The following is a 22,484-nucleotide window of genomic DNA, read 5'->3' on the forward strand; positions in this document are numbered from 1 at the left end:
AGTACGTCATTGAGGCGTGGAGCGACTACGACTACGACCTCACCAAGAAGGACAGGCCCCTCATCACCCCGATTGTGGGTTACGCGCCGGAGCACCGCGGTGTTCTTATGGCTCGTCAGGATCTGAAGTTTGAGGGCGTTCCGAACTTCACGGATGCTACTGCGCCCACGCGAGAATACAAGACCCTGACCTCGAAGCTCACCTCCCAGGAGCAGCAGCAGCGCGCTACTCGCGGCGAGTTGACTGCGGCGCTGTACGCTCAGGCCGGTAGCCCCAAGGTGAACCTCCCGGCGGTCTCCCCGTGGCCGGATGTGAAGACCACCGACCCGAACTTCCCCGCCTACATTTGGGCTCGTCAAAAGGGCATCACCTTCGGCTGGTCTGATGGCAAGTTCCACGCGGAGGCAAGCATCTCGAACGCCACCGTTGCAGCGTTCACTTACCGTGCAGCGGGTTCCCCGGCTGTATCGGGCGTGTCTTCCTTTACCGATGTGAAGCCGGGTTCTGCGTTCTACCGTGAGATTCTGTGGTCCACTCAGCAGTATGTCATTAATCCGGATTTCGGCTCTTTTAATGCGACGGATCTGGTGAATCGTGGTCAATTGGAGCAGATGCTGTTCAACTTCCAGAACCGCGCCAAGTAGAACGGTGCAGGGTAGAACCGCGCTATGTAAGACGGACTAGTTCTAAGCTGAATACCCCGTGTTCCCGAATGGTTTTTCTATTCGGGAACACGGGGTTTTCTATGCCCGTTTTCTCTGCTTTTTTCTGCACCTATTTTTGGGTGCTCGCGGAATCATTGCGGCACAGAATTCAAAACTTTCAACTATTCCTTGAGATTTCTCGCGACTTCTCATTAAGGGTTTGATATGCTGAGGCTACCCCCAAAACCGACGGGGATAATCAACGAACTTCTTATTGGGTCAGCGCAACTTCGACGGTGAAGAATCGGCCGGAAATCATCCTGCAGGAATTGCCAACATCCAATGGGACGTACCATAAGGATGCTTTATGTCCTCATTTCCGAGTTCTAAGTCTTCATTCCGCCGTGCAACGCAGGGTTGTTGCGCTCTCATGTTGGCTGGCGCGATGGTTCTGCCGATGACTCCGGCGCTGGCTCAGGATACAGCACCGGTCACTAACATTTCTGTCCCTAACGCACCGGTTGCCAATACCGCTTCCCCAGTTTCTCAGGACGTCACGGATGGCCCGTCTTTCACCATTGATTATGGGGAGGGTGCGGCTTTGTACACCGATGAGTACAACGAAATTACGGTGAGGGGCACCGGTCTCACCAAGGAATGGCGTAAGCAGCACGGCGAGGCAGTCCTTTATATTGCCGCTACAAAAGATCGTCCTGGTAACACTAACCCTTCAACGTCGGTGCTTTTCTTTGGAGAAGGTTGGCGTTTCCCTATTGCCGATGACGGCACTTTTGAGGCAAAGCTGAGGATTAGATATGGCGACCTGGATACTTTCTACGACCCCATCCGTTATGATGCCCCGAATTTCCGCTGGGAAGAGGTGCGTTATGAGATTGGCATCCTCACTGTGCCTGAGGGGCAGCCCTGGCCAACCATTGAGGATATTTGGGCTCGTAAGAACGTGGCTATCCACCAGCCGATATATGCCCGTCGCCATCCTAAAATTATCGGGACCCATTGGAGGTACGATGCCCTGAAGGACACCGCGAAAGATCAGGAGGTGATGATTGAGGGTGAGGGTTTCAGCGCGAATGAACTCCCCGGCCGTGAGGGTGTCATGTACACGATTCGAGAGAAGGGCACCGGCACCCCCGTCCTGCTCATGAGCGAGATGGAGCGCTACTACGATCGTGGCAATGGCACACTTCAGCTGTGGGGAAATGCTGTTTACAAAACCATCAAAATTCCCGCGAACACTCTGGATCCGTCTAAGCAGTACGTCCTTGAAGCATGGAGCGACTATGGCTATGTCAGCCAGACGGATAAGACTCTGATTACACCGCTGGTGGGTTTGGCGCCGGAGCACCGCGGTGTCCTTATGGGCCGTCAGGACCTGAAGTTTGAAGGTCTTAAGGAATTCACGAATGTATCTTTACCCAAGCCCAAGTATAAGCACCTCTTCTCAAAGCTTAGCGATGAGGAACAGCAGCAGCGCGCTACTCGCGGTGAGCTAGCTGCGGCACTGTACCTTCAAGCTGGCGCCCCCAAGGTGAACCTCCCTGCAGTCTCCCCGTGGCCGGATGTAAAGACAGACGACCCGAACTACGCTGCGTACATTTGGGTTCGTGAGAAGGGCATCAGCTTCGGCTGGTCTGATGGTAAGTTCCATGCGGATGCAGGTATTTCACGCGCTACTGTTGCGGCGTTCACCTACCGTGCAGCAGGTTCCCCAGCTGTTTCCGGTGTTTCTTCGTTTACGGATGTGAATCCGAGTTCCGCCTTCTACCGTGAGATTTTGTGGTCTGCTCAGCATGGTGTCATTAACCCGCAGAGGGGTATTTTTGAGGCGACCACGATGGTAAATCGTGGTGAGCTGGAGCAGATGATGTTCATTTTTCAGAACCGCACTGACTATGGTGGGCTGGTTCTAGTCTGAGTCATAACCCCGTGCATCCTGAGAGTCTTCTTCTCACCGGGTGCACGGGGTTCAGCTTTTACCGGCTGATTAACCTGTGAAACGCCTCAAAACTTTCAAGCTTCCCTTGAGTGTTCTCTGACATCTACCTGAGGGTTTGATAGGGTGAAAATGTCCCCGCAACCGACGGGGCTTTCAACCACTTTTCTCATAGGGTGTGTGCAGATTCAACGGCGAATTCCCTACCCGCCGTTGAGCCCGCAGAGCCCTGCGAGAAACAACTTTAAGGATGTCTTATGTCCTCGCTTCCGAATTCTAAATATTCTTTCCTCCGCGCCGCTCAGGGTTGCAGCGCGCTGGCGTTGGCTGGTGCTATGGTTCTGCCGTTGGCCCCGGCACTGGCTCAGAATGCAGCTCCTGCCGCTGATGCCGCTGTTGCTGCCGCTACCCCGCAGGTAGCCGACCAGGACGCTGCGGCTACCCCGACCCTTGAGGTTTCCATCCCTGACGGTTACAAGTACGACGGCGTGAACCCCTCCCTCGTCACGACTGAGGGCGGTACCATCCATGTGAAGGGTGCGGGTTACACCAAGGAGTGGCATGCTCAGCACGGTACCGTGGCGCTGTACATTGCCCCCGCGAACTACGCGCCCTCCGGCTACGAGATTCCGACTTCGAAGATGCTGCGCTTCGTGGAGGGTCAGGACTTCACCATTACCGATGACGGCACTTTTGAGGCTGATCTGAAGGTTGAGGCGTACAAGCTTGCTGCCTACTACTTCATCGATGATGACAACTTCCACGACCCGACCGGCGGCACCAAGTACGATGTCCTCTACGAAATTCGCGTGGTTGCTGAACAGAAGGATCAGAAGCCGCTGACCGCTCAGGAGCTGTGGACCAGCAAGAACGTGGTGAGCACCCAGGTGCTGAATACTATGGGCGAGAAGCCGGCGCCGTTCGCACCGCGCCTGGGTTACAACGCTGTGACTGACCCCGCAAAATCACAGGATCTGAACGTTGGTGGCCAGGGGTTTAACGGCGATATTCACTCCGTTAGGGGCGTTCAGCTCGTGGTTCGTGAGAAGGGCTCGAACACCCCGGTTCTGGCAACCAGCGACATTATCGAGTTTGACCACCCCACCCAGTCTTCGGCGTACCGTGATGGCAACCTGAACGGTACCGTGAATCTTCCGGCAAACACTCTGAATGCTTCGAAGAAGTACGTGATTGAGGTCTGGGCTAACGACGGTTACGGCAATAACGGTAAGCTGATTGCTCCGGTCGTGGGCAGGTCCACCAAGGGCCGCGGTACCCTACTCGCATGGCAGGACCTGGACCTGAACGGCACGAACGGTTATAGGGATGCTAACCTGCCCAACGCTCAGGACCCCAATGAGAACGATAACCAGAGCCCTGATCCTTCCGACGAGAAGCTGGAGACCCTCGCTACCCGCGGTGAGCTCGCAGCTGCCCTGTACGTTCAGGCGGGCACCCCCGAGGTGAAGCTGCCTGAGACTTCTCCCTGGCCGGATGTGAAGACCACCGACCCGAACTTCCCCGCGTACGTGTGGGCTCGTCAGAAGGGTATTACCTTCGGCTGGTCGGACGGCAAGTTCCATGCTGATGCAGGCATTTCGAACGCTACCGTTGCGGCGTTCACCTACCGTGCGGCTGGTTCGCCCGCGGTTAAGGGCGACTCCCCGTACAGTGATGTGGCTCCCGGTTCGGCGTTCTACCGTGAGATTCTGTGGGCTCAGCAGAACAAGGTGGTGCTGAACGCTAACGGCGCTTTCGATGCTCAGTACATGGTGACTCATGGTGAGTTGGAGACTCTGATTGAGGCGTTCCAGGCTCGCGCTAAGTAAGGTCGTTTAGCCCGCCCGCATCCCCCTCGGGTTTTACCTTGAGGGCGCGTGCGGTGCATCGGATAGCTCTCTGGTTCCCCGTGCTCCCGAATGGTTTTCTGTTCGGGAGCACGGGGTTCAGCTTTTAACAGCTACCGCTGTATGAGATTTCTCGAAACCTTAAAGTATTCCTTGAGTGTTTCCTGACAATCGTTCAACGCTTTGATAGGGTGAGGATATCCCCGAAACCGAGGGGGATTTTCAACCACTTTTCTCATCGGGCGTGCGCAGATTCTGCGGCCGATTCCCAACCTGCCGGTAAGCTCGCGCGGCCCCGGAGAAATGACCCTAAGGATGTCTTATGTCCTCACTTCCGAACTCTAAGTCTTCATTCCTCCGCGCGGCTCGGAATTGTAGCGCGCTCGCACTGGCGGGCGTGATGGTCCTGCCGCTGACCCCGGCGTTAGCCCAGGACGCAGCGCCCACCGCAAACGCGCCCGTTGCTAACGCACCGACTGCCAATACCCCCGCCCCTGCAACTCAGGATGTCGCGGATGAGCCGTCTTTCACCGTTGTCTATGAGGATTACTACTACCAGGACGGCCGTGACGTCTTCAAGCAAGAGGGCGACGGCCTGTACACCGGTGAGGACAGTAAAATTACGGTTCTGGGCACCGGCTTCACCAAGGAGTGGCGCAAGCAGCACGGCAAGGTAGTCATCTACATCGCGCCCGAGGAGAACGTCCCCTACAACGCACATCAGGTGACCGATACCCTCTTGCGGTTTGAAGAGGGCAAGGACTTCACCATTGACGATGACGGCACCTTTGTCGCCCCTCTGAATGTTGAGGCTAATACTTTGCCGAGTTACTACACTCTCACGGAGTATTTCCCGGATATGACTCTGGACAAGGTGCGTTACGAGGTTGGCATCCTCGCCGAGCCCGAGGGCCAGCCGCAGTCGACCGTTCAGGATATCTGGGCTCGCAAGAACGTTGTGACGCATCACGGTCTGAGCACCAATGATTATCACTTCGATACCTTCGCACCTAAGTTGAAATACGACGCTTTGAAGGACCCCACGAAGGATCAGGAGCTGCTGATTCAGGGTCAGGGCTTCGTAGGGACTGACATCCCCGGCGTTGAGGGCATGATGTACGTCATTCGCGAGAAGGGCACGGGTTCCCCCGTCCTGGTTATGAGCGAGATGAAGCGTTACGTCCAAGGCGATGATGAATACGAGACGGGCCTGGAGGGAGGCTTCGCTTTCGTCAATCTCAAGATTCCCGCGAACACGCTGGATCCGTCCAAGCAGTACGTCATTGAGGCGTGGAGCGACTACGGTTACCCCAGCAAGACGGATAAGACTCTCATCACCCCGATGGTGGGTTTTGCCCCGGAGCACCGCGGCGTTCTTTTGGCGCACCAGGATTTGAAGTTTGAGGGTGTCCAGCGGTTCACGAATGCTTACGTACCCGTAGAGGAACGTATGTACTTTTCGACATCGCTGAACGACGAGGAACAGAAGCAGCCTGCCACCCGCGGTGAGCTGGCTTCCGCCCTTTATGAGATGAAGGGCAGCCCCAAGGTGGACCTTCCTGAAGTCTCCCCGTGGCCGGATGTGAAGACGGACGACCCGAACTACGCCGCCTACATTTGGGCTCGTGAAAAGGGCGTTACTTTCGGCGGACCTGACGGAAAGTTCCACGCGGAGGACGGTCTCACGAATGCAACCGTTGCCGCAATGATTTACCGTGCGTCTGGTTCACCGGAAGTATCGGGTGTTTCATCCTTCCCGGATGTTACGCCGGATTCCGCGTTCTACCGTGAGATTCTGTGGGCTACCCAGCAGAATGTTATTACTCCCGAGACCGGCATGTTTGAACCGAATCATGCTGTGACCCGCATTGAATTGGACTGGATAACGTTCTATTACTGGCATCGTGTTATGCACCCTACCACTACCGGCCTGTATCGCATTGCTAACTAAGTAGACCGAGCCGGTTCTAACCCGGGCACCTCGTCACAACGGACGGGGTGCCCGGGCTCTTACGCATTGAGGGAATCTGCGCGGATTCTTCTAGAGTTCTCTCCCCTAGAATTCTCGCCCTAGAGTTCCCATGCGGGGGCTGCGGCGGTGCTTGCCGAGTGCGCGTCCTGACCGGTTGCCACGCCGGTGGAGACGGTGAAGTCCCACGGGTCGGTGTTCAGTGCGGACAGCTTCGTTTCGATAGCGAAGCCGCGCTCAGCGAGCAGGGCGCGCAGGCGGTTTGCCGCCGACTGCAGCCAGAGGGATTCGCTGGCGGCGTGGGAGCAATCAATCAGGGCGATGTTACTGCCGTCAACTCGTGCGGTTTCGCGGAATTCGCTAGCGGGGTGGTGGCGCAGGTCGGCGGTAATGTACACCTGCGCGTCAGTGGCGCGCACAGCGTCGAAGAGGGAGTCACCGGCACCACCGCAGAGGGCGACGCGGCGGATCGGCTGGTCGGCGCGTCCGGCGATGCGCAGGCCACCGGCGGTTGCGGGCAGTGCCGCTGCGAGGCGTTCTGCGAGCTCCTTGAGGGTGATTTCTTCGGGCAGGGTGCCGAGGCGGCCGGTGCCTACCGAGTGTTCCTGTTCGTCGAGTACCTGGGTTTGTGCTTCGGTGAGCGGTTCGCGGTCAATCAGGCCGATAGCGTCGCAGAGTGCTTCGTTCACGCCTTCAACGGCGGCATCGGCGTTGGTGTGCGCGCCGAGCAGGCCGCATCCGCCTTCGATAAGGGTGTGCAGTACATTGCCCTTGTAGTCGCTGTCGGGGATGAACTTTGCGCCGCGTAGCAGTAACGGGTGGTGGGTGATGAGTAGCTGCGCGCCTTCGGCTACGGCTTCTTCAGCGGTGGCGGTGAGGGCGTCTACTGCGAAGAGGACGGTGCTCACTTTAGCGGCGCCACGTCCGGCGACGAGGCCGGATGCGTCCCATCCGGCGGCGAGCTGCGGCGGGAAGAGCGTGTGGAAGGCGTCGACGACTTCTGCGAGGGTGGGGGTTTCTAGTTTTTCAGTCATACCTCTATTGTGGCAGGTGGCGCGGCGGCAGCTCAGGAATATTATGCGGCTCGGCGGTGTTCTTCAGGTAGTGTGGTTTTATAGTTCAAGGAGGAATCATGACTGATGTTGTTCTTGCCGGCGGCTGTTTCTGGTGCCTGGATGCGGTGTACCGCCAGTTCCACGGGGTTGAGGCGAGCGTCTGCGGCTACACGGGCGGCGATACTCCCGACCCTGATTATCGTTCGGTGTGTTCGGGCGCGACCGGGCATCAGGAGGCGCTGAAGCTCAGCTTCGACCCGCAGGTCATTGACCTGGATACGGTGCTGGATATTTTCTTCACGAGCCACGACCCGACTAGCTGGGATCGTCAGGGTGCGGATACCGGTTCGCAGTACCGTTCGGTGCTTTTCTACGCGGATGAGCAGCAGCGTGAGGCGTTTGAGCGTGCGGTGGCGCGTGCTCAGCAGCTGTACCCCTCCCCCATTGTTACGCAGATTAAGCCCCTGGGCGTGTTCTATGAGGCTGAGGATTATCACCAGAACTATTACGCGTTGAATCCGGCGCAGGGTTATTGTGCGTTTGTGGTGAGCCCGAAGGTGGCTCAGGCACGCCGTAATTTTGCGCATCTGCTCCGTTAACTACTCTGCTAGCCGGTGCATCCGGTTCAGTTGAGGCGTATTACGTTGTTCACCCCGTAGCTGTCTTTTGTTGTGTGGCAGCTATGGGGTGTCTTCGTATGCGCCCGGCTATTTGTTGTTCGCCTGCGCTTTAGGGTTGCTATAAGGTGCGCCCGGTATGATGGGGGTGTCGACTCACTCCTCCTTGTCCGTTGACCTCACCGAAAGACTGCTGATGACTAGCTCCTCTTCTAAGCCCGTCGCCTTGAGCCGCCGCGCCGTGTTGGGTGCGGGCGGTGTTGGTCTTGCCGCTGTGTTGTCTGCGTGTGCGCGTACGGTGCATCCACCGGTTGATACTGCCGCCTCTGAGTCAGCGAGCGCGAGCCCCTCTGCTTCGCCGGCGTTGCCGTCTGCGAATAAGTCGTATAAGGGTAAGGTCACGTTCGATAACTTTGAGAAGAACGGCGAGTATGTGCCTGCCACGGCTGAGAAGAAGGCGCAGAACGTGCCCAAACCGCTCATGCCGGAGAAGGTGCAGGAGCTGAGCATTGACGGTATCTATGCACTGATTGGCTATTGGATTTCTAGCTTTAATTATTTGGCGTTGACGGGTGATATTGAGCCGATGAAGAAGACGGATCTTAGCACTGACTACACCAAGGAGCTTGAGCCGATGGTTAAGCTCTATGAGACGGGGCGCGGCTGGATTTATGACACGAGTGAGCCGATGTCCGTGTACCTGTTGACGGATACTCCCACGCAGGTTGAGGGCGACCGCATTCTTTATTATTGGCGTGCTCGTTCCCTGGTTGATCAGAATGGGAAGAGGCATCTGACCGAGGGTGATAACCGTGATAAGCCCATTGTGGGGGCTGAGGATTCTCAGGGTCAGGCAATGAGGATTGTTGTGGAGTATAGGGAGGGTGCTTGGTTTATGAGTACCCAGAAGGATAAGGATGCTGGTAAGAGCTCGGGTTCTGCGAGCACTTCGGCTTCCTAGTGCGCTAATTGCAGCTTTTTGATCTTTTCTCTGCAAAAGGATACAAGTAGCAACATTTGATATCTATATGCGTGTTTACGGTATGATATGGGTGTCAACTCACTCTATTTCCTTTGTTGACCTCCTTTGAAAGGCTACTTGATAATGAGCCCTTCCCCTATGCCCACCAGTGTGAGCCGCCGTGCGGCCCTGGGTGCAACCGGTGCCGGCGTACTGGCGGCATTGACTGCGTGCGCTAGCGATATCCGTCCGCTGGCTGATAGTTCCCCCTCCGGTGAGGCTTCGGCGAGTGCGTCCGAAAGCGCATCCGCGAGCGCTTCGGCATCGGCTTCGTCTTCCTCTTCTGACAAGTCCTATAAGGGCCTTGTGAAGTTCGATAACTTCGAGAAGAAGGGTGAGTACGTTCCTGCCACGGCTGAGAAGAAGGCACAGAATGTGCCCAAACCTCTCGTTCCGGCGAACATGAACGAACAGAGTGTTGATGGCATGTATGCGTTCATTGGCTACTGGCTGGCGAGCTTCAACTATGTGCTGATGACCGGTGATGCTGAGCCGATGAAGAAGGCTGACCCTGCAGATGTGTATGCGAAGAGCCTGCAGGAATTTACGTTGATGTACGAGAGTAATCTGGGCTGGATGTACGGTACGGACACCCCGGTTACTATGGAGTTGATTAGTAGTGCACCGCAGAAGCCTTCCGGTAGCGGCACCCGTTACTACTGGCCGGGCTACATGAACTACAGCGCAGATGCGAAGATTCATCGTGAGGGTAAGTCTGACCTACCTTTTAAGACGTCTTCTAGCCCGAATGGCAAGCTGATGAAGGCTGCTGTGGAGTATAAGGACGGTAAGTGGTTTATGCTTACCGGCAATGAGGGCTCTTCTTCGGCGGCTTCCGGTTCTTCTTCTAACTCTTCTTCTGTCTAGACCTCACCTTAACGGTTCAGGCCTAACGGTTTAAGATAGGCTTCTCCCCCGCCTGCGGTCATGCACCGTGGGTGGGGGTTTCTTTTGCCAAAAACCCAGGGAACACTCAGGGGGAAACCCTGCGGGTGTTCGGGGTCGGCTGAGAGTGCCTCGGGTACGCTTAACGTATATACATTGACGTACTACATATGGTCTTTACCTGCAGGTTTGAGCCTCGTGCTGACGGCTTTGTGGGTGAAGGATCCGACGAAGGACTTCCGATGACTACTTTCTTCACTCGACGTACCGCTCTGGGTGTTGCTGTTGCGGGTGCACTTTCTGCGTTGACTGCGTGCGCTAGCGATATTCGCCCGCTGGCTGGCAGTACCGGCTCGGCTTCTCCGTCGGAGGCGGCGACCACCTCCGAATCTGCGTCTGCATCGGCGTCTGCTGGCGCATCGGCGTCTCCTTCTGCTTCGGCGCCTGCGAGTGCTTCTGTAGCCTCGGGCCTTCCGTCTTCGGGTAAGTCCTATAAGGGTCCAATGAAGTTTGATAGCTATGAGAAGACCGGTGAGTACGTTCCGGCAAGCGCTACGCAGATGGCTCAGAATATGCCGAAGCCTGTTCCTCCGGCGAATATGAAGGAGCACAGCGTTGATGGTGCGTATGCTTTCTTGAGTTTCTGGCTGGCGAGCTTGAATTACCTCATGATGACGGGTAACCCTGGTCCGATTGAGATCGTTTACCATGATGGTTACGGCTGGGAGAAGTATCCCAGCACGATTAAGCTGTATGCGTCGGGTTTGGGTTGGGTGTACGGTACGGAAACTCCGTATATTGTTGAGCTGCTGACGGATGCGCCCCGTGAGGTGCCGGGTAGCAATAATACTCGCTTTATTTGGGAGGGCTATTCCTATATGGATCCCAAGATGATGCGGCATTACAATGGTCAGCCGGAGAAGGCGACGAGTGCTGATGAGTCGAAGAAGAAGGTGGCGAGGTTCCGACTGGATTACAAGGACGGCAAGTGGGAGTTGTCTAGCGCCGCATAGTTGCCGTATTGCTGAAGGTTCCCTCGCATGCTGACTTCTCATGATGGAAGACCCCGCACCTGGTAAAACGCTGGGTGTGGGGTCTTAATTTTCTGAACATTCGAAGTGGTCACGGGGCTATTTGGTGGCTCTCGGGTAACCTTAAAGGCGTATACATTGACGTACTGATAGGTCTTTACAGGGCGTCTACGCCTGCTCTGGCGCACGGTGTTTTTATCTGTTCTGTATTGGTTCCAACGAAGGGCTTCCGATGACTACCTTCTTCACTCGACGTACTCTCCTGGGCGTGGGTGCGACCGGTATTCTTGCAGCGCTGACTGCGTGCGCTACTGATATTCGTCCGCTGTCGCAGGGCTCGGGTGGTTCCTCTGGTTCAGCTTCTAATGCTGCTTCTGGCGCTACTTCTGGCGCGGCTTCCTCTTCTGTGAGCGCCTCGGCGTCACCTTCTCCTACCGATGATCACACGCCCGGCTCATACGTGGGTCCGATTAAGTTCAATAACTACGAGCGGAGCGGCACCTACATTCCGGCGAGTGCGGAGGCGCCGGCGCAGAACGTGCCGAAGCCTCTTATCCCGGAGAAGATGAAGGAGAACAGCCCCGAGGGTGCTTACGCTCTGATGGGTTATTGGCTTGCTTCCCAGAATTATCTGATTCTGACCGGCGATGTTGAGCCGCTGATGAAGGCGGATCCTGCGAAGGCTTTTTTGAGGAACTCTAGGACCATGATTAAGCTCTACGAGTCGGGTCTGGGTTGGATTTACGGTTCGGATCAGCCGTACAAGATTGAGATTGCGGAGAATGAGCTTCAGCCGGTTGCTAATAAGCAGGACCGTTATGAATGGCTTGTGACTGTTGCTTATGATCCTGCCGCTAAGTACCACATTGAGGGTGAGCCTGATGCGACTATCGTTGAGGAGGAAAAGACGATTCCTCGCACGACGAAGTTCATCATGGAGTACAAAGAGGGCATGTGGCGCATGCTCTTGGACAATAACAGTTAAATTCCGCTCCTTCTGATACTCACTACTTAAGGATTTCTGATGACGACTTTCCTTTCTCGGCGTGCAGTCCTACTAGCTGCCGGTGCGGGCGCTATTACGATGCTGAGCGCCTGCTCCAGCGATATTCGTCCGTTGGCTGATAGCTCCCCGTCTGCTTCTGGAGAGGCTTCCTCTTCAGCAAGTTCTAGCGCCTCTGCTAGCCCCTCCGCTTCTGCTAGCTCATCCTCTGCGGATGGTTCTTCTGAGAAGTCTTATCTGGGGCCGGTAAAGTTCGATAACTATGAGAAGAAGGGTGAGTACGTCCCCGCGGATGAGACGCACAAGGCGCAGAATGTGCCCAAGCCCCTCCCTCCGGCGAATATGCATGAGAAAACCATTGATGGCGCATACTCTGCCTTTAGTTTTTGGCTTGCCAGCGTCAACTATCTGGTGCTCACCGGTGACGATGAGCCGTTGAAGCAGGCTGACCCCTCCGGCAGGGATGTGAAGTCTTTCCATGATTATGTGACTTTTTATGAGTCCAATGAGGGGTGGTTTTACGGTTCGGAGCATGCGCTTCAGGCTGAGATTATGACCCCGCAACCTGAGAAGGTATCGGGTAGCGACTCCCTCTACTACTGGCGTATCACGCTGTCCAAAGAATCTAAGGCGATGATGCATGTTGAGGGTAAGGGAAACAGGCCTATGTACCAGAACACTTCCATGGAGCCTGAGCTTTCCGACCTGAAATTGTCGTATCAGGACGGCAAGTGGTTCACTTACCCCACCAAGGTACATGGACAAGGCTCTGCGAGCCCGAGCACCAAAGCATCCGATGAGGCTAACGCTAAGAATGCCTAGAGCATCTTTGCTGAGTCCGTCTTAGGGGCGGGGATTCACCTCGCTTACAGGCGCATAAGATTTAGGGCTTAGGCCCATGACCCTACGCACTACTTAAGGATTTTTCATGGCAACTTTTCTTTCTCGACGTGCCGCACTAGCGGCTGCTACCGGTGCCGGTGCGGCTGTAGCGCTGACTGCCTGCGCTAGCGATATCCGCCCGCTGGCTGATAGCTCTTCTTCTCCTTCCGGTGAGGCTTCACCTTCGGCAAGTGCTTCTGAATCTGCGAGCGCATCCGCTTCAGCGTCTGCCGCTGATTCCGGCAAGAAGTCGTATAAGGGCACGGTGAAGCTCGACAAGTACGAGAAGAACGGCGAGTACGTTCCTGCCACGGCTGAAAAGAAGGCACAGAACGTGCCGAAGCCTGTTGTTCCGGAGAAGATGAACGAGGCAACCGTTGAAGGCATGTACCAGTTCCTCAGCTACTGGCTGGCGAGCTTCAATTACATGTTTATGACGGGCGATTACGAGCCGCTCAAGAAGGCTGACCCGTACTCCCACTATGCGAACGAGGGCAGCAATGCTGTTATCATCTACTCTTCCGGCAGGGGCTGGGTATACGACACGGATGCGCCGGTTACCGTTCAGCTTCTGACCGACGCCCCGAAGAAGGTCGCGGGCGGACCCAACCGCTACGATTGGCTCGGACGCATCATCTATGACCCCAACGCGAAGATCCACATTGAGGGTCAGGACCCCGCTCCCCTAGTCGATGGATCCACTAAGAGCGAGGCAACCAACTTCGCGGCGGACTACAAGGACGGCGCGTGGTACATGCTCAGTGATGAGGATGCTGATGCATCCTCTTCCGAGAAGAGCAGCGCTAGCGCCTAAAACCCGCCTCTAAGCGGCTGGTTCTAAAAGTGAGGGAAGCTCCCGTATGCAGTTGAGATTGCATGCGGGGGCTTCCTCTTTACCTACGTGCGGTGGCGATGTTCCCTTATGCGTTCATGAGCGGACTTTGAACATGCGTCAGTTCCTTCGGGTACGCTTAAAAGTACACTGACAAACCGTTTAGGGGTTCTCATGCCTACTTTCGTTACTCGCCGCACCGCCCTGGGCGTTGCTACCGCTGCCGCGCTCGCTTCCCTGACTGCCTGCGCAAGTGATATTCGCCCGCTCGAGGACCCGAGCGTAGTTGACCCGATGCGCCCTTACAAGGGTGACTTGAAATTCAATAGCTACAAGTCCACCGGAACCTACCGCCCCGCAAGCACCACGAAGAAGGCGGAGAACCCGCCCATGCCCGTTCCTCCCGAGAACATAAAGTCGAAGACGATCTCGGGCATGTATGCGGCGCTGGGCTACTGGCTCGCAGCCCTGAACTATCTGACGGTTACCGGCGACGCTGCCCCGTTCAAGGACGTGGACCTAGACGGTATCTACGTACAGAAGATGAAGATATACGTAGACTTGTACGCGAAGGATGAGGGGTGGATGTACGGCACCGATACGCCGCTCTTGGCTGAGCTGATCGAAGAGACTCCACAGAAGGTTGACGATGAGCAGTACCGTTGGAAGGGTATTGGCCGTAACCATAAGGCCGCCGTTCTCCATTACGTACCGGAGGACAGGGATATTCACATTGCAGATACGAGCGGCAGCTCTGCTAATGATGAGGTCACTTTTGTGTTGAATTATCGGAACAATACGTGGATGGTCACCATTGAGACGAAAAGCTCTTCGACAGCTGCCCCCGACTCCTCGGGCGGAAGCAATTCTGGCCTCAACGTTTAGGATGCAGTGACATAGACACCGACACCACGTACGCCTAACAAACAGCACTTTTCGTTAGCTAACGCAGTTTTTGCAGTATTTTCCCAGGTTTAATACCCAAAAAATCATAAACATATCCAAATACACTAAGGTACTCTGAAATAGATACACCGATAATCTATTGAAGGGTACCTTATGTCCACCTTCGTGACCCGACGCGCCGCCCTTGGCATCGCCACCACCGCCGCGCTCGCCTCCTTGACTGCCTGCGCCAGTGATATTCGCCCGCTCAGCAACCAGAGCACGCCCGATACACAGCGCTCCTACAAGGGCGAGCTGAAGTTCAACGGCTACGAATCACGCGGCACCTACATTCCCGCAACCAGCTCGAAAAAGGCGGAGAATCCACCCAAGCCTGCCCCTCCTGCAGAGATGAAAGCCAAAACGACGGAGGGCATGTACGCCGCCATAAACTACTGGTTGGCTTCTTTCAATTACCTTATGATTACCGGCGACATTGAGCCCTTTAAGGCTGTGGATATAAACCGAAACGATATCTACAAGGCCGAACCTTTCGTCGAATTTTATGAGAAGAACACTGGCTGGGTGTACGGTACTGATGCGCCGTTCTCAGCAGAACTGACCGAGGACGCTCCGCAGAGGGTTGACGAACAACAGTACCGCTGGCTGGGTGTTGGCCGATATAACAAGGAAGCAAAGATTCACTACACAGATGGCAGGGAACTCACCATGGCCTCATTGAGCAGCGGCCCCGGTGATTATGAGTTCTTCTTTATCTTGGAGTATCAGGATGGCGCCTGGACGGTTCGGAATGAACCAGCCAAACTTACAACAGGCTCACCCAACTCAAGCGCGAGCAGCTCCGGCGCCCCCGTTTAGAACCCCGGCCATATCGTAGTCGTGCGAAAATCTCTGTGCCCCGTGTTTTTCGTCATCTACCGCCGCTTTTACGGCGTTGAAGGCGCACACAACATTGGGCTGGCCGCTCCCCTGCGATATTCTGGAATTAGTTCAATACCGGCACATACTTTATTCACCTCAGAAAGAGCCCCATGTCTACCATGTATACCCGCCGCACCGCCCTGACCGCACTGGGTCTGGGCACTGCCGCGCTTCTTGCCGCATGTTCCTCGAAGTCCTCCGAATCTTCAGCAACCGCGAGCGCATCCGCACCCGAGTCTTCGGCATCCGCGAGCGCTACCGTATCCGTCTCCCCCACCGCGGAGGCAACCACCACCATTGAACCCGGCCCCAGCATGAAGGGTGAGGTCGTTCTTGCCGACTACTCCTCCACCGGCACTTTTGAGCCCGGCACCAAGGAGCACAAGGCAGTGAACGTCGCGATTCCCGTGGAGCCGGCGAAGCTGCGTGAGAACAGTGTTGAGGGTCTGCACGCGTTCATTGCGTACTGGCAGGCTACCCTGAACTACCTGCTGCTGACCGGTGACGGTGCACGCTTCACGAACATTGACCACACCGGCGATTACTCGACTGTGGCTGAGTTCTTCCAGAGCATGTACGCTTCGGAGACCGGCTGGGTTATTGGTTCGGAGCGTCCGATGGTTCTGTCGTTGACTGCTGACCGCCCGACCAAGGATACCCGCACCGGCTACTACACTTGGGCAACCGAGATGGTGATTGATGGTGCTGAGGGTGCTGGCGTGTACAGCAAGACCAATGATCGTGTGCAGCCGCTGACTGAGGTGTTCAAGTACCCCGGTAAGCCGGTGGCTGGTCAGATTGTGGCGCATTACCAGGACGGCACTTGGCGTATGGTGCGTCGCGCTCCGGGTACTGCTTCTGCTTCGCCGGTTCCGTCGCTGAGCCCGAGCGCTTCGGCTGAGGGTTCTGCCTCTGCGGAGGCTACCACTGCCTCTGCTGAGGCATCGGCACAGTAGATTCCGGGTCCCCTATACCGCTGAGAAGCCACATGTGTTTCGAGAAGCCACCATTATGGTTGCTTTTCGAAACACATGTGGCTTTTCGCTTTTAGTCTTTCTTGAAAAAGGCAGGTATAAACAAAAAAGCCTTGATTCCGAAGAACCAAGGCTTTTTCCTAGTGTGACCCCAACCGGATTTGAACCGGTGTTGCCGCCGTGAGAGGGCGGAGTACTAGGCCGCTATACGATGGGGCCGTGAGATTTACATCTCTTTTACCAGGTCGCCCTGGCAACACATATAACTATACAGAGGTTCCCAGAAACAACCAAATCGAAAAGCGGTGAAATGAGTCACATATTTTACACTGAGTGCAAGGCCTAAAAACAGACTCCTCCCCCAGTGGTGTAGGTACTCCCCCGACAGCCATCCGGCACCTCCGCAGCGCCCGCCTCCACACCTGCGCCTACCCCGTTCAGGCACCACGGCATCACGGCGTCACAGCATCAAGGGCACAAAAATGCGCCCCGCACAGTGTACGGGGCGCATCCGCTCAAACTAGAGCGAGAAACTATGCCTTACGGCGACGAAGCACCATCACAGCAGCACCAGCAATCAGCGCGAACGCACCGACAGCAGCCAGGCTCAGAACGTTCTGAGCACCAGTCTTAGCCAGCGAACCCTTGCTCTGAGGCGCAGACTTGGTAGCCGAAGCACTCACCTGAGAATCCGAACCGGAGCCCTTAGACTGATCCTCAGACTTCACCGAAGAAGAGTTCTTCAGCGGCGCGGTCTTCGCGGTGGTTCCCAGCTGATCGTTAGTTTCCTCAGCCTTCGACTGTTCACCCTTCGACTGTTCACCCTTGGGCTGCTCAGCCGCCGGCTTCTCCGCTACTGCAGCAGACGCGGAAGGCGATGCCGAAGCATTGGTCGGGAATGCCGGCTCGTCAGCTTCGTCGCGATTATCTGCATTACCGGCATCCTTCGCATCGTTAACAATCAGCGAAACAGCCGAATCGTAATTGCGGTTGGTAGCCACATCAGAACCAGCGGTGACGGTACCGAGCATGTAGCCCTGGCTGTACTGCATGGTGTTCGCCGGAACACGCAGAGTTGCCTCGAAGGAGTACTTACCGGTGCGTGCGTTGTAGACAAACGCGCTCGCAGGAACGACAGTGGAGACCTTCTGAATGTTTGCCAGTTCGCTATCGGTCAGTTTGTCGTAACCCATCGACCATTCGCCTTCCTTGACGAGGAACAGGCGAATACCTTCTGCCGGGGGCTTCTCAAAGTCGTAGCCGGAGACGTGGAAGGTGTAGGGGCGGGTAATGTCGACGGTGCCCTCAGCGAAGTTCAGGGTGGGGTCAATCAGCACTGCGGTAGCCTGCTTCGGGTAACCCTGGAAGGGAACCTTAGCGGGGTTAATGGTCGCGGTGGAGGTGAACTCACCCTCAGAAACCTCAGCGTAGAACTTCACGATGGAGTTCGGAACCAGCTTCTGCTGCGAGGAAGGAACAGCCTTGCCGTTACGATCCACGGTCGCCTTGGAGGTGTAGGTGTCGGTCATGGTGCCGTCGCCGGTCTTCGAGTTCAGCACGTAGGGCACAGCCGCGGTGGTGTTCGCGATATCCTGCTTGTCCACTGCAATGACGGAGCCATCCTCGGTGACGGTCAGATCGTTAGCCTTACCGCCGTTCATCTCAACCTCACCGATCACGCGGTCGGTCTTAGCGTCAAAGATAGCGATCTTGCCGGTACCGAAATCGGTCACGTACACCAGGTCGCGGTCCTCGTCGTTCTCCATGGACAGCGCCTGGGTGCCGAACTTAACGAACTTCTTGAACGCACCGGTGGTCAAATCGTAGACAGAGATACCGGAGTTCACGCCGTCCACGCCCTGCGAGGAGACGTAAATTTCGTTCTCGGAGTGGTCAATAGTGACGTCAGAGGGGCGGACTTCAACGGAGGAGTTCTCGCCGCGGGTCTGAATAACCTGCTCGGTCTTGAACGTATGAGTGTTGATTACGAAGACCTTGCCGCCGGTGCGCTCGGGCACGTACAGCTTGTCTCCATCAATGGTCATGTTCATGCCGATGTAGCGGGTACCGCCGTTGGGGGCGCCCTCCAGCTGCAGCTTGGTGACCTCGAAGGTCTTCATGTCGATTGCGGACACATAGTAGCGGCCGGTCACGAACACCTTGCCGGAGTTGTGGTCCACCAGCACAGAGCGGGGGTGCTCAATCCAGTTCGGGTCGCTCTCAGCGATACCGTGGTTAGTCCAAATCTGTTCCATGGTGTTCTGGTCGAACACGGACAGGGAGTTATCGGTGGTGTTAGTAACCCACACGGTGCCGGACACGTCATCAACAGTGATGCCGTACGCGGAAATGTAGCCAAATTCGCCGTTCTTATCCAGCTCGAAGGGAAGCGCCGCCACTTCTTCAATCTGAAGAGTGTCTGCGTTGACACGAGCAATGGTGGAGGCGAGGTCGCCGCGTGCACCCACGCCGACCATCCAAATCTTGTTGGTCGCCTTAGAGTAAGCAACCTGGTACTGGCCGGGCAGACCCTGGGTAATCTGCGCGACGGACGCGGAGGTGTCAACAACGCGGCTCAGCGATGCGGTGGAAGGAGCCGAGGCGCTGGGCGAAGCGGTCTGATGTGCGGTATTCGGTGCTGCGAAGGAGGCAGGAATCATGGCTGCGCCGGAGATTGCGAGCGCGAGGGAGCCGACGGCGAGCCCCTTCAATGCTTTGCCCGAGGAGGGAGTGAGGTTCAATGTGTGTCCTTCAAATGTGTAACGGAAGTGCTCACATGCCGCATGCGAATGCTAACGAGACACCCGTGAATATGCGGTGACATATTCGACGGCACGAAAAGCAGAAGTGTAGGTAACGCATAAATTTACTTACCTTCTAATCCTCAGTGTTTTCCCAGGAAAATACAAGCAGCGACGTGGGTGTGTTTTGTGTTTTTGTGAGTGATCCCCTAATTCACCTTCAGTATCACGTGAAGGTTGATGTGTATCCAGGGTTTTTCCTTGCTCTTACGGGCAAAAACCCTGGTCACTAGGGGTATTGTGATGCTTTTATATTTACACATTAATGTAAAAGTTTAGGTGAGGCGCGCCCACAGGAATCATCACGGGTTAAACATTTTCCCGACATTCAAAACCTATATTTTTACAGGCAAGTGCACATATATAAATATTTGCTGCATAAGTTACCCAGAATAACCCCAAGCGGGCACACAAAAGGCGGGTACCCCTCCCCCAGATTCGAAGAATCCGAAGGAGAAAATACCCGCCTTCTCACGCGTTACATCGAGCGTTTACGCCCGAGAACTAAACGCTATGCCTTGCGGCGGCGCACCACCAGAGCAGCACCCGCAACCAGAGCCACAGATGCGAAAGCAACCAGCGGCATCACAGCGTTCGCACCGGTGTTCGCCAGAGCGCCACGCGAAGAGCCAGCCTGCGAGGAACCTGCGTCGCTCTTAGCTACCGAGGAGCCACCGCCCAAATTATCGGAGCCACCTGCAGAGGAACCGCCGTTCTTCACAGCCGAACCGGACTTATCAGCCTTCACAGCATCCGGAGCAGACTTGGAGTCCTGTGCACCGGTCTTAGCGTCAGACTTGGAGTCAGACTGAGATGCCTGATCCTTGGAGGTCTGGTCCTTAGCCTCTGCGGTGTTCTCAGACTTAGCGTCAGACTTCTTGTCCTCAGACTTAGCGTCCTCAGACTTCTTATCTTCTGCCTTCTTGTCCTCAGGCTTCTTGTCCTCAGCCTTCGGGTCAGCCGGCTTCGGCTCCTCAGCCTTCACACCGGTCACCGTCGGGTAACCCGCAAAGTCCAGCGAAGTCGGGGTGATACCCACCGGAGCTGCGCTCGCGTCGGTGTCCTTCACGCCAACCTTGAACTTCAGAATCGAGTTAGCCTTCAGCTGCTGAACCGATGCGGGAACGTCGTTGCCCTGGCGGTCCTTGGTGGGCAGGGTGGTGTACTCGCTGGCGGTGGTGATCTCTCCGGTGGTGCCGTTGAGCACGTAGGGCAGGGTCACCTTCTCGTCGCGGTCCTTCTTGTCGAGGACCAGCACGGAGCCGTCCTTGAGCAGGGTCACGTCGTTCGCGGCTGCGCCGTTCATCTCGACCTCGCCGATGACCTCGTCAGCGCGGCCGTCGAAGACAGCCACCTTGCCGGTGCCGAAGTCGGTTACGTACACCAGGTCGCGGTCCTCATCGTGCTCCAGAGCGAGCGCCTGGGTGCCGAACTTGACGAACTTCTTGAACTCGCCGGTGGTCAGGTCGTACACGGAGATACCGGAGTTGACGCCCTTCACACCCTGGGAAGAGACGTAAATCTCATTCAGCGAGTGGTCCACAGCAACGTCGGAGGGGCGAACCTCAACGGTGGAATCCTCACCCTGAGTCTGGATGGTCTTCTCAACCTTGAAGGTCTTGGTGTCCACGACGAAGAGCTTGCCGCCGGTGCGCTCGGGCACGTACAGCTTGCCGCCGTCGAGGAACAGGTTCATGCTCACGTAGCGGGTGCCGCCGTCGGGCGCGCCTTCGAGCTGAATCTTCTCAACCTGCTTGGTCTTCAGGTCAATCGCGGATACGAAGAAACGACCGGTCACGAAAGCCTTACCGGACTCGTGGTCAACCAGAACGGAGCGGGGGTGCTCAATCCAGTTCGGGTCGTCCTTCTTCACGCCCTCGTTGGTCCAGATGAGCTTGAGGGTCTGCTGGTCGTACACTGCCACGGAGTTGTCGGTGGTGTTGGTAACCCAGACGGTGCCGTCCACGTCATCAACGGTCACGCCGTACGCGGAGGTGTAACCGTACTGGCCCTTGTCGTTCTTCTTCACGGGCAGCTCGGCGAAAGCCTCGGTCTGCAGGGTGTCTGCATCCACGCGTGCCAGGGAGGAAGCGAGGCCGCCGCGTGCACCTACGGTGGGTACGAACAGCTTGTGGTTCTTCTTGGAGTAGCCAACCTGGAACTGGCCGGGCAGACCCTGAATGATGTTTGCAACGCTACCGTTTGCGTCCACGGTGCGGTGTGCCTCGGTGGAGGGGGTGGTTGCGTTGTTGTCGGCCGCCTTGGTCTTGGTGGCGGTTGCCGGGTAGCCCTGGAACTCGCGGGTTTCGGGGGTGACCTGCTTGACCTCGGAGTTGTCGCCTGCGGTTGCGGTGACCTTGAACTTCAGGATGGAGTTCGCCTGAATCTCGGAGGTCTTGGCGGGAACCTCGTTGCCCTGCTTGTCCTTAGAAGGCTTGCTGGTGACCTTATCTGAGGTGCTGACGGTGCCGGTGGTGCCGTCGAGGACGTAGGGCACGGTTGCGGTTGCGCCAGCCTGCTTGTCCACAGCGACAACGGAGCCGTTGGGCAGTACGACCAGGTCGTTTGCCTTGCCGCCGTTCATGGCGACCTCGGCAATCAGCTTGTCCGCTGCGCCGCCGTCAATCACGCCCACCTTGCCGGTGCCGAAGTCGGTCACGTACACCAGGTCGTTGGCCTCATCGTTATCGAGCGAGAGCGCCTGGGTGCCGAAGGGGATGAACTTCTTGAACTCGTAGGTGGTCGCATCGTACACGGATACACCGGAGTTCTCGCCCTTCACGCCCTGCGAAGAGACGTAAATTTCGTTCTGCGAGTGGTCAATAGCCACGTCGGAGGGGCGAACCTCGCCGTCCTTATCGCCCTTCACAGAGATGGTCTTCTCGACCTTGAAGGTCTTGGTGTCGATCACGAAGAGTTTGCCGCCGGTACGCTCGGGAACGTACAGCTTGCCGCCGTCCACCAGAATGTTCATGCTGATGTAGCGGGTACCGCCATCGGGTGCACCCTCAAGCTGAATCTTCTCAACCTGCTTGGTCTTCAGATCGATAGCCGAGACAAAGAAGCGACCGGTCACGAAAGCCTTACCCGACTCGTGATCGACACGCACCTCGCGGGGGTGCTCAATCCAGTTCGGGTCGTC

17 protein-coding genes and 1 tRNA gene are annotated in these 22,484 nt (G+C 56.4%); 14 read left to right on the forward strand and 4 right to left on the reverse strand.

Features of this window, described 5'->3' with window-relative positions; genetic code table 11:
- The 4 genes from HMPREF2928_RS08130 to HMPREF2928_RS08145 form a co-directional block, all read left to right on the forward strand.
- The coding region (locus tag HMPREF2928_RS08130; protein WP_210399884.1) for an S-layer homology domain-containing protein at positions 1-644 on the forward strand (644 nt) is incomplete at its 5' end.
- A 367-nt stretch (positions 645-1,011) separates the two neighbouring features.
- Entirely contained in the window at positions 1,012-2,580 is a 1,569-nt protein-coding gene (locus HMPREF2928_RS08135; RefSeq protein WP_070688187.1) for an S-layer homology domain-containing protein, read from the forward strand.
- Between the two features lie 275 nt (positions 2,581-2,855).
- Positions 2,856-4,427 (forward strand): hypothetical protein, encoded by a 1,572-nt coding sequence (locus tag HMPREF2928_RS08140; protein ID WP_005507513.1) that lies wholly within the window; start codon positions 2,856-2,858, stop codon positions 4,425-4,427.
- Between the two features lie 340 nt (positions 4,428-4,767).
- Entirely contained in the window at positions 4,768-6,396 is a 1,629-nt protein-coding gene (locus HMPREF2928_RS08145; RefSeq protein ID WP_070688190.1) for an S-layer homology domain-containing protein, read from the forward strand.
- A 119-nt stretch (positions 6,397-6,515) separates the two neighbouring features.
- Here HMPREF2928_RS08145 and HMPREF2928_RS08150 read toward each other — a convergent pair whose 3' ends face one another.
- A complete protein-coding gene (locus HMPREF2928_RS08150) occupies positions 6,516-7,448 on the reverse strand; it encodes a Nif3-like dinuclear metal center hexameric protein (RefSeq protein WP_049357589.1) in 933 nt (310 codons plus the stop codon).
- A gap of 98 nt (positions 7,449-7,546) precedes the next feature.
- Here HMPREF2928_RS08150 and msrA point away from each other — a divergent pair, with 98 nt between their 5' ends.
- The 10 genes from msrA (at position 7,547) to HMPREF2928_RS08200 (ending at position 16,523) form a co-directional block, all read left to right on the forward strand.
- Entirely contained in the window at positions 7,547-8,068 is a 522-nt protein-coding gene (msrA, locus tag HMPREF2928_RS08155) for a peptide-methionine (S)-S-oxide reductase MsrA (protein ID WP_070688192.1), read from the forward strand.
- A 214-nt stretch (positions 8,069-8,282) separates the two neighbouring features.
- Entirely contained in the window at positions 8,283-9,047 is a 765-nt protein-coding gene (locus HMPREF2928_RS08160; protein WP_070688222.1) for a DUF6318 family protein, read from the forward strand.
- Between the two features lie 144 nt (positions 9,048-9,191).
- The gene (locus HMPREF2928_RS08165; RefSeq protein WP_371440525.1) at positions 9,192-9,974 is read left to right on the forward strand and encodes a DUF6318 family protein; all 783 of its coding nucleotides are present in this window, start codon (positions 9,192-9,194) and stop codon (positions 9,972-9,974) included.
- Positions 9,975-10,234: 260 nt separating this feature from the next.
- Positions 10,235-11,005, forward strand: a complete 771-nt coding sequence (locus HMPREF2928_RS08170; RefSeq protein WP_070688196.1) for a DUF6318 family protein — start codon at positions 10,235-10,237, stop codon at positions 11,003-11,005.
- Positions 11,006-11,255: 250 nt separating this feature from the next.
- Entirely contained in the window at positions 11,256-12,008 is a 753-nt protein-coding gene (locus HMPREF2928_RS08175) for a DUF6318 family protein (protein ID WP_070616693.1), read from the forward strand.
- 39 nt (positions 12,009-12,047) lie between these two features.
- Positions 12,048-12,848 carry a DUF6318 family protein gene (locus HMPREF2928_RS08180; protein WP_070688198.1) on the forward strand — a complete coding sequence of 267 codons (801 nt, stop codon included), beginning with the start codon at positions 12,048-12,050 and terminating at the stop codon, positions 12,846-12,848.
- Between the two features lie 106 nt (positions 12,849-12,954).
- Positions 12,955-13,722, forward strand: a complete 768-nt coding sequence (locus tag HMPREF2928_RS08185; RefSeq protein ID WP_005507528.1) for a DUF6318 family protein — start codon at positions 12,955-12,957, stop codon at positions 13,720-13,722.
- Between the two features lie 192 nt (positions 13,723-13,914).
- On the forward strand, positions 13,915-14,625 hold the full coding sequence (locus tag HMPREF2928_RS08190; protein WP_012903688.1) for a DUF6318 family protein: 711 nt from the start codon (positions 13,915-13,917) through the stop codon (positions 14,623-14,625).
- A gap of 174 nt (positions 14,626-14,799) precedes the next feature.
- Positions 14,800-15,504, forward strand: a complete 705-nt coding sequence (locus HMPREF2928_RS08195; protein WP_070688200.1) for a DUF6318 family protein — start codon at positions 14,800-14,802, stop codon at positions 15,502-15,504.
- 173 nt (positions 15,505-15,677) lie between these two features.
- Positions 15,678-16,523, forward strand: a complete 846-nt coding sequence (locus HMPREF2928_RS08200) for a DUF6318 family protein (RefSeq protein ID WP_070688202.1) — start codon at positions 15,678-15,680, stop codon at positions 16,521-16,523.
- Between the two features lie 164 nt (positions 16,524-16,687).
- On the opposite strand, the gene HMPREF2928_RS08205 is transcribed toward HMPREF2928_RS08200, so the two are convergent.
- The 3 genes from HMPREF2928_RS08205 to HMPREF2928_RS08215 all read right to left on the reverse strand — a co-directional run.
- Positions 16,688-16,760: transfer RNA gene (locus HMPREF2928_RS08205), tRNA-Glu, on the reverse strand.
- A 314-nt stretch (positions 16,761-17,074) separates the two neighbouring features.
- Entirely contained in the window at positions 17,075-19,282 is a 2,208-nt protein-coding gene (locus HMPREF2928_RS08210) for an LPXTG cell wall anchor domain-containing protein (protein WP_070688204.1), read from the reverse strand.
- A 571-nt stretch (positions 19,283-19,853) separates the two neighbouring features.
- Positions 19,854-22,484 (reverse strand): DUF5074 domain-containing protein (locus tag HMPREF2928_RS08215; RefSeq protein ID WP_070688206.1); only part of this gene is annotated, 2,631 nt, incomplete at its 5' end.

This window comes from Rothia sp. HMSC072B04 (genome assembly GCF_001813725.1).
GTDB classification, from domain to species: domain Bacteria; phylum Actinomycetota; class Actinomycetes; order Actinomycetales; family Micrococcaceae; genus Rothia; species Rothia mucilaginosa.

Excerpts from the sequence above, each read along its gene's own strand:
- HMPREF2928_RS08135 (WP_070688187.1), top strand. The coding sequence starts at position 1,012 with ATGTCCTCATTTCCGAGTTCTAAGTCTTCATTCCGCCGTGCAACGCAG.
- HMPREF2928_RS08140 (WP_005507513.1), top strand. The coding sequence starts at position 2,856 with ATGTCCTCGCTTCCGAATTCTAAATATTCTTTCCTCCGCGCCGCTCAG.
- HMPREF2928_RS08145 (WP_070688190.1), top strand. The coding sequence starts at position 4,768 with ATGTCCTCACTTCCGAACTCTAAGTCTTCATTCCTCCGCGCGGCTCGG.
- HMPREF2928_RS08150 (WP_049357589.1), bottom strand. The coding sequence starts at position 7,448 with ATGACTGAAAAACTAGAAACCCCCACCCTCGCAGAAGTCGTCGACGCC.
- msrA (WP_070688192.1), top strand. The coding sequence starts at position 7,547 with ATGACTGATGTTGTTCTTGCCGGCGGCTGTTTCTGGTGCCTGGATGCG.
- HMPREF2928_RS08160 (WP_070688222.1), top strand. The coding sequence starts at position 8,283 with ATGACTAGCTCCTCTTCTAAGCCCGTCGCCTTGAGCCGCCGCGCCGTG.
- HMPREF2928_RS08165 (WP_371440525.1), top strand. The coding sequence starts at position 9,192 with ATGAGCCCTTCCCCTATGCCCACCAGTGTGAGCCGCCGTGCGGCCCTG.
- HMPREF2928_RS08170 (WP_070688196.1), top strand. The coding sequence starts at position 10,235 with ATGACTACTTTCTTCACTCGACGTACCGCTCTGGGTGTTGCTGTTGCG.
- HMPREF2928_RS08175 (WP_070616693.1), top strand. The coding sequence starts at position 11,256 with ATGACTACCTTCTTCACTCGACGTACTCTCCTGGGCGTGGGTGCGACC.
- HMPREF2928_RS08180 (WP_070688198.1), top strand. The coding sequence starts at position 12,048 with ATGACGACTTTCCTTTCTCGGCGTGCAGTCCTACTAGCTGCCGGTGCG.
- HMPREF2928_RS08185 (WP_005507528.1), top strand. The coding sequence starts at position 12,955 with ATGGCAACTTTTCTTTCTCGACGTGCCGCACTAGCGGCTGCTACCGGT.
- HMPREF2928_RS08190 (WP_012903688.1), top strand. The coding sequence starts at position 13,915 with ATGCCTACTTTCGTTACTCGCCGCACCGCCCTGGGCGTTGCTACCGCT.
- HMPREF2928_RS08195 (WP_070688200.1), top strand. The coding sequence starts at position 14,800 with ATGTCCACCTTCGTGACCCGACGCGCCGCCCTTGGCATCGCCACCACC.
- HMPREF2928_RS08200 (WP_070688202.1), top strand. The coding sequence starts at position 15,678 with ATGTCTACCATGTATACCCGCCGCACCGCCCTGACCGCACTGGGTCTG.